This window comes from Ruegeria sp. BF6 (genome assembly GCF_056538665.1).
The window spans coordinates 1-745 of record NZ_JBQFTN010000054.1; the positions used below are offsets into that span (position 1 = coordinate 1).

The following is a 745-nucleotide window of genomic DNA, read 5'->3' on the forward strand; positions in this document are numbered from 1 at the left end:
TAAATACGTTTCGTCGCGGGTTTATCCGGGGCGCCGTTTGATTGCTTCTTTGATGCATTAGCAGTTGCTCTATAGAGTCAGGATAAATTTAGATGTTGGATTTTGCTTCCTCAACGACTTCGGATAACAGATCAGCGGAACAGCCGGTTCCGCACCGGGCGCCTCTGGGCCTGTATTCGGGTCTTGGTAAGCGAGCCTTTGACATCGTGTTTGCGCTGCTGCTGCTGCCGGCCGTTGCGCCGGTCATCGCGCTGCTGTGGTGCCTCGTGCGCCTGGACGGTGGCCCGGGCTTTTTCGGTCATACCCGAGTGGGTCAGAACGCCAAGCCGTTCAAATGCTGGAAGATTCGCAGTATGGTGGCGGATGCCGAAGCGCGGCTGCAGGCCTATCTGGACACCAATCCCGAAGCCGCAGCCGAATGGGAACGCGACCATAAACTGACCGATGATCCGCGCATCAACCGGCTGGGTCGCATCCTGCGCAAGACCAGCCTGGACGAGCTGCCGCAGATCTGGAACGTGCTGAAAGGCGAGATGAGCTTTGTCGGCCCGCGCCCTGTTGTGGCCATCGAACTGGTCAAATACGGCAGGTCCGCTTCGGCCTATCTGGCGCAGAAACCGGGGATCACCGGGCTGTGGCAGGTCTCGGGGCGCAACGATATCAGCTATGGCGAGCGGGTCGCGCTGGATGTCGCCTACCTGAACCGGCGCAGCTTTCTTAACGATATCAGGATCATCTCCCAGAC

1 protein-coding gene is annotated in these 745 nt (G+C 58.9%); it reads left to right on the forward strand.

The window, feature by feature from the left end; translation table 11 throughout:
* Positions 1-92 precede the first annotated feature (92 nt).
* The coding region (locus ACR0IM_RS24535; RefSeq protein ID WP_480683492.1) for a sugar transferase at positions 93-745 on the forward strand (653 nt) is incomplete at its 3' end.